This is a genomic window from Kitasatospora sp. NPDC002543 (genome assembly GCF_053594915.1).
Map to the genome: position 1 here is coordinate 50,839 of NZ_JBSFWR010000048.1, position 7,646 is coordinate 58,484.

Below are 7,646 nucleotides of genomic sequence, written 5' to 3' on the forward strand. Positions count from 1 at the left end.
CGGATCCTGCGGGTCATTCCTGGTCGAGCGCGGCCAGTGCGTCGACGAGCCGCTGGTGAACATCTTCGTACACCGCGACGTGTGCCTCCGCCGGGACCCCGTCCAGGGCCTCCAGCCGGGCCAGTCCGGCATCCACCCCGGGGTGGCCGGTGGGGGCCAGGTCGACGCCGAGCGGCTCGGCCTGCCGGACGGACGCGGGCAGGTGGTCGGTCCCGACCGGGCGGACGGACTCCGCCGGGCGGACGGGGTCGGCCTGCCGGGCGGACGCGGGCGGTTCACTCGTCTCGGGCATCGGGCTTCTTCGTGCTGGTGGCCTTGCGGACGGTGGTCTTCCTGGTCGCCGCGCGCTTGGCGGGCGTCCCGGGCTGGGCCTCGGCCTGCTTGGCGGTGGAGGTCTTCTTGACGGTCGTCGTCTTCTTCGCCGCGGCCTGCTTGGCCGCCGTCTTCTTCGTCTTCGCCGCCGGCTTCCCGGCCGCGGCCTTCTTCGCCGTGCGCTTCCTCGCGGCGCTCTTCTCCGCGGCCGGCTCCTCCGACGGAACCGGGGTCACCGGGGTCGCCGCGGACAGCGGCGGTACGGGCGGGTCCACCTCGACCGGCTCGTCCACCTCCACCCGCTCGGCGACTATCGGCTCACCGGACGCCGGGGCCTCCGACCGCTCCTCCTCGAACTCCCAGCCGCGCCCGAACAGGTCCGCGGCCCGCGGCGCCGGCACCGGCTCCTCGGCCTCGTCCGCCCCCGGCCCGGACCCGGCCGGCGGGGCCTCCTCCTCGACCTCGCGCAGCTTGGTCTCCAGGTACGCCAGCACCACGCCGACCTTGGTCACCTGGTCGCCGACCTTCTCGAAGACCTTCTCCGCCTCGTTGCGCGCCACGCCGACCGCCAGGTCCACCCCGGCGCGCCCGGCGGTGACCGCCTCCCCGGCGAGGGTCTGCAGGGTCTCCACCGACGGCGGGAACTGGCCGCCCAGCCGGCGCTCGACCCCGGCGACGTCGACACCGGCCTTCTCCAGGATCGAGGTCGCCGTCCCGACGACCAGCTTGCCGACCTCCTCGACCACCCCGGCAGCGGTCTCCACCACTCCCCGAACCGTCCTCGGCAGCATCCGGGTGCCTCCCAATCGCCTGTGCGCGTCGCTCCGCGCCGTCAGTACCCGGGCGCCGTTCGGGCACCCCACCGACGACGCTACCGCCAAAACCCTCCTGAGGTACCGTGGCCCGCGTCAGCACCGTAGCGACACGGGGAGGTGGCCGCGCCGTGGCGAACGCCGAGGAGTGCCGGGAGGCACTGGAGCAGCTCAGCCGGAACATGGCGAAGTCCACCGGCGACGTCCGCAAGGCCGCGGCCCTCGACCGCTCGCTCAGCTGCCGGATCACCGACCTCGACCTGACCTTCAACGGGCGGCTGCGCGACGGCCGGATCCAGGACGTGGTGGCCGCCCCCGGCCCGCCGGCCGGGAAGGCGGAGATCCGGCTCACCATGAGCAGCGACGACCTGGTCGCGATGGTCGACGGGCGGCTCGGCTTCGCCTCCGCGTGGGCGAGCGGCCGGGTCAGGCTGGAGGCGGGCTTCCGCGACCTGCTGCGGCTGCGCACCCTGCTCTGAACCCGGCGCTCCGAACCCGGCCCCGGCACCGGTCTGAACCCGGGTGCCTCGACCCGGGTCCGTCTGAACCCGGGTCAAGGCACCCGCTCGCTCAGAACCCCAGGTCGGCCAGCGCCTTGCGGCCGTCCACCGGCGCACCGCCCGCGTCCAGCACCGTCCACGCCGCCGCGCACAGCGCCCGCAGCCCGTCCCAGCGGTCCCCGGCCCCGGACAGCCGCAGCACGCCGCCCTCGACGCCCGCGACCCAGCCGCCGCAGCCGAAGCCGCCGGCCACCGCCGCCACCGCCGGGTGCGGGACGAGCAGTCCGCGCAGGTCCGCCGCCAGGTAGGTCGGCCGGTGCTCGACCGGGGCCGCCAGCAGCAGCTCCGGGGTGGTCACGCCGGTGAACACCAGCAGGCTGTCCACCCCGCCGTTGAAGGCGCCCTCGATGTCGGTGTCCAGACGGTCCCCGACCACCAGCGGCCGCTCCGCGCCGGTGCGCAGTACGGTCTCCCGGTGCATCGGCGGCAGCGGCTTGCCCGCGACCTCCGGCTCCACCCCGGTCGCCGCCCGCACCGCCGCCACCAGGGTGCCGTTCCCGGGCGCGATGCCGCGGGCCCTCGGCACCGTCAGGTCCAGGTTGGACGCCACCCACGGCAGGCCGCTCTGCACGGCGTACGAGGCCTCCGCGAGGTCCGCCCACCCCACCGAGGGGTCGAAGCCCTGGACCACCGCGAGCGGCCCGTCGGCCAGCGAGCGGACCGCGACCAGCCCCAGCTCGGCCAGCGCCTCCTCCAGGCCGGGGCCGCCCACGACCAGCACCTTCGAGCCGGCGGGCACCTTCTCGGCGACCAGCCGCGCGGCGGCCTGGGCCGAGTTGATCACGTCGGCCGGCTCGGCGGGCACGCCCAGCTCGGTCAGGTGCTCGGCCACCACCCGCGGCGGGCGGGAGGCGTTGTTGGTCACGTACGCGAGCCGCATCCCGGCCGTCCGGGCGGCGTCCAGCGCCTCCACCGCGTGCTCGATCGCGTGGGCGCCCGCGTAGACCACGCCGTCCAGGTCCAGCAGCGCGGTGTCGTACGCGTCGGTCAGCGGCCGCTCGCTGCCGCCGGGGGCGGTCCGTCGCACGGGGGTGGCCGTCTCGGTCATGGCTGCGCTACCTCATTCACTGCGTCGTCACTGCGTCGTCGTTCACTGCGTCGTCCGGGGCGCACGCCCTCGTGCGCTCCGGCGGTCCGGCCCGCTGTCCGGCCCGGCGGTCCGGTGCGGCGGTCCTCGCGGCGTCGGACCGGTCGTCGGGCCGCCCGGTCAGGCGCCCGCGTCGTCCGCCGGTCCGCCGGCCGGGCCACCGGCGCCCGCCGGGGGCGCCACGTGCCCGGGGGCTCCCGGCAGCAGCGGGCCGTACGCTCCGGCGCGGGCCGCCAGGGTCGCCCGGGTCTGCCGCAGCGCCTGCCGGTAGTGGTCGCTCTCCGGCCGCATGGCCACGGCCAGCGCCAGGTGCTCGGCGGAGGTCTCGAAGTCGCCCAGCCGGGCCGCCGCGACGCCCCATCCGAACTGAGCGTAGTCGTCCGCCGGGTCGGCGAGCGCCACGGCGCGGAAGTTCTCCAGCGCCGCCGCGTACGAGCCCGCGTCGAACTGGGCCCGCGCCAGCGCCTCCCGGATGCTGCGCGAGTGCGGCTCGGCCTCCACCGCCCGGGCCAGCAGCTGCTCGGCGGCCGCCGGGTGCCCCTGCGCCAGCAGCAGGGCGCCCCGGCGGAACCAGTCGTACACGTCCCCGGTGGGCTCCCCGGTGCGGCTCTGCCGGGGCACCCCGCCGACCGGCGTGCCGTCGCCCGCCGCACCGTCGTCCACCGCGCCGCCGGCCGGTGCGCGGCCCGGTGCGCCGTCGACCGGGGCGTCCCCGCGGGTGGCACCGGCCGACCCGCCCGACTCGGCCGGGCCGCCGCCGTCCACCCGTTCCTGCCCGTCGTCCATGCCGTACCTCGCCCTCGGTCGCACACCCGCCCCAGGAACCGGCACGGGCATTCCGATCTCTCAACAACGCGTACCCGGTTACGATGCCCAGAATGAGCACACCCAGTGCAGAAGACGGAGTCGAGACTCCCGAGGGCGGCCCCGGTGATCCCGGGCACGTCGCCACCGCCGGCCTGTCCCTGTCCCCCTTCCGCGGCCTGCGCTACGTCCCCGACCGGGTCGGCGCCCTCGCCGCGGTGATGTCCCCGCCCTACGACGTCGTGGACCCGGGCCGCCGGCTCGACCTGGAGACCGCCGACCCCCACAACGTGGTCCGGCTGATCCTGCCCAGGCCCGAGCCCGAGGACGCCGGCGACCGCCCCGACCGCGACACCCGCTACCGGCACGCCGCCCGGCTGCTGGCCGCCTGGCAGCGCGAGGGCGTCCTGGCCGCCGATCCCGAGCCCGCGCTCTACGTCTACGAGCAGCGGGTGCCGGCGACCGCCGACTCCCCCGAGCTCCTCCAGCGCGGCCTGATCGGCGCGCTCGCGGTGAGCGGGCGCGAGGGCGGCGTGGTGCTCCCGCACGAGGACGTGATGCCGCGACCGGTCGCCGACCGGGTCGGCCTGATGCGCACCACCCGGGCCAACCTGGAACCGCTGCTGCTCACCTACCGGGGCAACGGCGGCGCCTCCGGCGTGATCGAGCGGACGGCCGAACGCGAGCCGCTGCTCTCCACCGCCACCAGCGACGACACCCACCACCGCCTGTGGGCCGTCACCGACCCGGCCGAGATCGCCGAGATCAGCCGCGACCTCGCCACCTGTCGGGCGCTGATCGCCGACGGCCACCACCGCTGGGAGATGTACCTGCGCCTCCAGCGCGAGCACCGCCACCTGCCGCGCAGTCCCTGGGACCGCGGCATGGTGCTCCTGGTCGACACCGCCCGCTATCCGCTGCGGGTCCGGGCCATCCACCGGGTGCTGTACCGGCTGCCGGTGGCCGAGGCGCTGGAGCGGCTCGGCGACCAGTGGAAGGTCAAGGAGGTCCCCGGCCCGCTGTCCGCCGCGCTCCAGGCCCTCGCCGAGCAGAAGCGGCACGGCGGCAACGGCTTCGTCCTGACCGGCGGCAACGGCGTCTACTGGCTGGTCGGCGAGCCCGAGGAGGCCCTGCTCGACGCCACCGTGCCGCACGGCAGGCCCGAGGAGTGGCGCCACCTGGACGCCACCGTCCTGCACGCCACCCTGCTCGACCGCACCTGGCACGTCCCCGACGGCCCGGACGACATCGGCTACCTGCACACCGCCGCGGCCGCCGAACAGGAGGCCGCCCGAACCGGCGGCACGGCCGTCCTGCTGCACCCGGTCCGGGAGTCCGTGGTGCGCCGACTGGCCGAACAGGGCGTCACCATGCCGCGCAAGTCCACCTCCTTCGGACCGAAGCCGGCCACCGGGCTGGTGCTGCGCAACCTCGCGCTGGGCTGAGCGCCGGGCCCGAAAGCCGTGAGGCCCTGCCGTTCCCGGAGTTCCGGGGAACGGCAGGGCCTCACGGCTTTGCCTGGCGAGCCGGTCAGCTCTTGTCGGCGTCGGCGTCGGCGTCCGCCTTGGCGGCCTTCGGCTCCTCGTCCTTGGCGTCCTGGACGTCCTTGGAGTCCTGGGCGCGCTCGGGGACGACGCCGTCGAAGTCGTCGTCGATCTCGAGGTCGTCCTCGTCGTAGAACTCCTCGACGTCCTCCTCGTCCTCGAAGATCACGCGGTCCTCGGAGTTGTCACCACCGGTGCGCTTCTTCGCCGGGGCGTCGGCCGACTCGGCCCCGTCCTCGGCCAGCTCCGGGTCGAGCGTGTCGGTGAACTCCACGCCGTCGATCTCGGCCAGCCGCTCCGAGGCGTTGGTGGTGCCGTCGGTGTCGGCCTCGGCGGCCTTGGCGAACCAGTCACGGGCCTCGTCGGCCCGGCCGGCCGCGATCAGGGCCTCGGCGTAGGCGTACCGCAGGCGCGCGGTCCACGAGTGCACGGCGCTGGAGGCCAGCTCCGGGCTCTGCAGCGTCACCACGGCGGCGTCGAACTGCTCCATGTCGGTGCGGGCACCGGCCGCCACCAGGCGCATCTCGACCTGGCCGGCCTTGTCCAGCTGCTTTACCTCGGGCTCACCGGCCATCGCCAGCGCCCGCTCCGGACGGCCCAGACCGCGCTCGCAGTCGGCCATCACCGGCCACAGGTCCGCGCGGCCGGTCATCCGACGGGCGGCACGGAACTCGGTCAGCGCCTCGGAGTAACGCTGCGTCATGTACGAGGCGAAGCCGGCCGCCTCACGGACGGCGGCCACACGGGAAGCCAGCCGGAGCGCGATGCGCGAGTACTGGTAGGCCTCCTCCGGCTCGCCGTCGAGCAGGCGGGCCACCATCACCAGGTTGCGGGCCACGTCGTCCGCGAGGGTCTTGGGCAGGCTCTTGAGCTCCTGGCGCACGTCCGCGTCCAGCTCGAAGCCGGTGACGTCCTCGGGGATCGGCAGGCGCTTGACGGGCTCGTAGTTGCCCCGGCGGTCGTCGTAGTCCCGACGGTCGCCACCGCGGTCGTCGCGGTCACGGCGGTAGCCGCCGCCCTGGCGGTCGTCGCGACGGAAGCCGCCACGGTCGCCGCCCCGGTCGTCACGGCGGAAGCCGCCACGGTCACTGCCGCGGTCGCCGCGGTCGCGGTTGAAGCCGCCGGAGGGGCGGTCGTCGCGGCGGAAGCCGCCACGGTCGCCACCGCGGTCATCGCGGTTGAAGCCGCCGGAGGGGCGGTCGTCACGACGCGGACGGTCATCACGGTCGTCACGACGGAAACCCGAGGGGCGGTCGTCGCGGCGGAAGCCGCCGCCGGCCGGACGGTCGTCACGACGGAAACCACCGCGGTCGTCACGGTCACGGTTGAAACCGCCCGACGGACGGTCATCACGACGGAAACCACCCGACGGACGGTCATCGCGGCGGAAGCCGCCACGGTCGCCACCGCGGTCATCGCGGTTGAAGCCACCGGAGGGACGGTCGTCACGACGCGGACGGTCATCACGGTCGTCACGACGGAAACCACCCGAGGGGCGGTCGTCGCGGCGGAAACCGCCGCCGGCCGGACGGTCGTCACGACGGAAACCACCGCGGTCGTCACGGTCACGGTTGAAACCGCCCGACGGACGGTCGTCACGACGGAAACCACCGCGGTCGTCACGGTCACGGTTGAAACCGCCCGACGGACGGTCATCACGACGGAAACCACCCGACGGACGGTCGTCACGGCGGAAGCCGCCACGGTCGCCACCGCGGTCATCGCGGTTGAAGCCACCGGAGGGACGGTCGTCACGACGCGGACGGTCATCACGGTCGTCACGACGGAAACCCGAGGAGCGGTCGTCGCGGCGGAAGCCGCCGCCGGCCGGACGGTCGTCACGACGGAAACCACCGCGGTCGTCACGGTCACGGTTGAAACCGCCCGACGGACGGTCATCACGACGGAAACCACCCGACGGACGGTCGTCACGGCGGAAACCACCGCGGTCGCCACCACGGTCGTCACGGTCACGGCCGTAGCCGCCCGAGGGACGGTCGCCGCGGTCGCGGTTGTAGCCGCCGCCCTGGCGGTCGTCACGGCGGAAGCCGCCACGGTCGCCACCGCGGTCGTCGCGGTCACGGCCGTAGCCGCCGGAGGGGCGGTCGTCACGACGGAAGCCGCCCGACGAGCGGTCGTCACGGCGGTCGCGGTCGTCGCGACGGTAGCCGCCACGGTCGTTGGACGAGCCCCCGCGGGACCGGGGCTCGTAGCCTCGGCCGTCGTCCGATCGGCGCTCGGGACGGTCCTGGGGCTGGTTCGACATCGTGGTGACTCCTTCTGCTGCTTCAGCTCCACCGCGGGCGGAGCGCGCAACTCCGCGACCGCCACGCGGTTCGACGCCGGCCTGCTGGCCCGCGTACCTTCTCCATTGTCCGACATGCCGGGACCCTCCGCGTCTGGGCGGAAGTCCTGTCTCTGCCGGCTTTCTTCACGTTCGCAAAACACAAAAAGGCCGCGGCCCCAGCGAGTCGCTGGGGGCCCGGCCGGTAAAAAAATTTGTGCGGCGTCCTACAATAACCCACCG

General features: G+C 74.7%; 7 protein-coding genes and 1 pseudogene. 2 read left to right on the forward strand and 6 right to left on the reverse strand.

Annotated features, from left to right (window positions below):
- Positions 1–13 precede the first annotated feature (13 nt).
- Both ACWD4P_RS21160 and ACWD4P_RS21165 read right to left on the reverse strand, forming a co-directional pair.
- Complete coding sequence (locus tag ACWD4P_RS21160; RefSeq protein WP_359829371.1) at positions 14–292, reverse strand: hypothetical protein; 279 nt, start codon at positions 290–292, stop codon at positions 14–16.
- The gene (locus ACWD4P_RS21165) at positions 276–1,079 is read right to left on the reverse strand and encodes a hypothetical protein (RefSeq protein WP_359829370.1); all 804 of its coding nucleotides are present in this window, start codon (positions 1,077–1,079) and stop codon (positions 276–278) included. Before ACWD4P_RS21165 ends, ACWD4P_RS21160 begins: the two co-directional genes overlap by 17 nt.
- Before the next feature lie 176 nt (positions 1,080–1,255).
- On the opposite strand from ACWD4P_RS21165, the gene ACWD4P_RS21170 reads away from it, so the two are divergent.
- Positions 1,256–1,603: an SCP2 sterol-binding domain-containing protein gene (locus tag ACWD4P_RS21170; protein ID WP_359829369.1), complete on the forward strand. Its 348-nt coding sequence runs from the start codon at positions 1,256–1,258 to the stop codon at positions 1,601–1,603.
- A 91-nt stretch (positions 1,604–1,694) separates the two neighbouring features.
- On the opposite strand, the gene ACWD4P_RS21175 is transcribed toward ACWD4P_RS21170, so the two are convergent.
- Together ACWD4P_RS21175 and ACWD4P_RS21180 are read right to left on the reverse strand one after the other, a co-directional pair.
- Positions 1,695–2,732, reverse strand: a complete 1,038-nt coding sequence (locus tag ACWD4P_RS21175; protein ID WP_359829368.1) for an HAD-IIA family hydrolase — start codon at positions 2,730–2,732, stop codon at positions 1,695–1,697.
- Positions 2,733–2,891: 159 nt separating this feature from the next.
- Positions 2,892–3,557 carry a tetratricopeptide repeat protein gene (locus tag ACWD4P_RS21180; RefSeq protein WP_449780584.1) on the reverse strand — a complete coding sequence of 222 codons (666 nt, stop codon included), beginning with the start codon at positions 3,555–3,557 and terminating at the stop codon, positions 2,892–2,894.
- 92 nt (positions 3,558–3,649) lie between these two features.
- Here ACWD4P_RS21180 and ACWD4P_RS21185 point away from each other — a divergent pair, with 92 nt between their 5' ends.
- Positions 3,650–5,020, forward strand: a complete 1,371-nt coding sequence (locus ACWD4P_RS21185; protein WP_449780585.1) for a DUF1015 family protein — start codon at positions 3,650–3,652, stop codon at positions 5,018–5,020.
- A gap of 85 nt (positions 5,021–5,105) precedes the next feature.
- On the opposite strand, the gene ACWD4P_RS21190 is transcribed toward ACWD4P_RS21185, so the two are convergent.
- Together ACWD4P_RS21190 and ACWD4P_RS21195 are read right to left on the reverse strand one after the other, a co-directional pair.
- Entirely contained in the window at positions 5,106–6,002 is an 897-nt protein-coding gene (locus ACWD4P_RS21190) for a hypothetical protein (protein WP_449780590.1), read from the reverse strand.
- A 456-nt stretch (positions 6,003–6,458) separates the two neighbouring features.
- Positions 6,459–6,905, reverse strand: a pseudogene (locus tag ACWD4P_RS21195) (DEAD/DEAH box helicase); the annotation flags it as partial.
- Between the last annotated feature and the right edge of the window lie 741 nt (positions 6,906–7,646).

Excerpts from the sequence above, each read along its gene's own strand:
- ACWD4P_RS21160 (WP_359829371.1), bottom strand. The coding sequence starts at position 292 with ATGCCCGAGACGAGTGAACCGCCCGCGTCCGCCCGGCAGGCCGACCCC.
- ACWD4P_RS21175 (WP_359829368.1), bottom strand. The coding sequence starts at position 2,732 with ATGACCGAGACGGCCACCCCCGTGCGACGGACCGCCCCCGGCGGCAGC.
- ACWD4P_RS21180 (WP_449780584.1), bottom strand. The coding sequence starts at position 3,557 with ATGGACGACGGGCAGGAACGGGTGGACGGCGGCGGCCCGGCCGAGTCG.
- ACWD4P_RS21185 (WP_449780585.1), top strand. The coding sequence starts at position 3,650 with ATGAGCACACCCAGTGCAGAAGACGGAGTCGAGACTCCCGAGGGCGGC.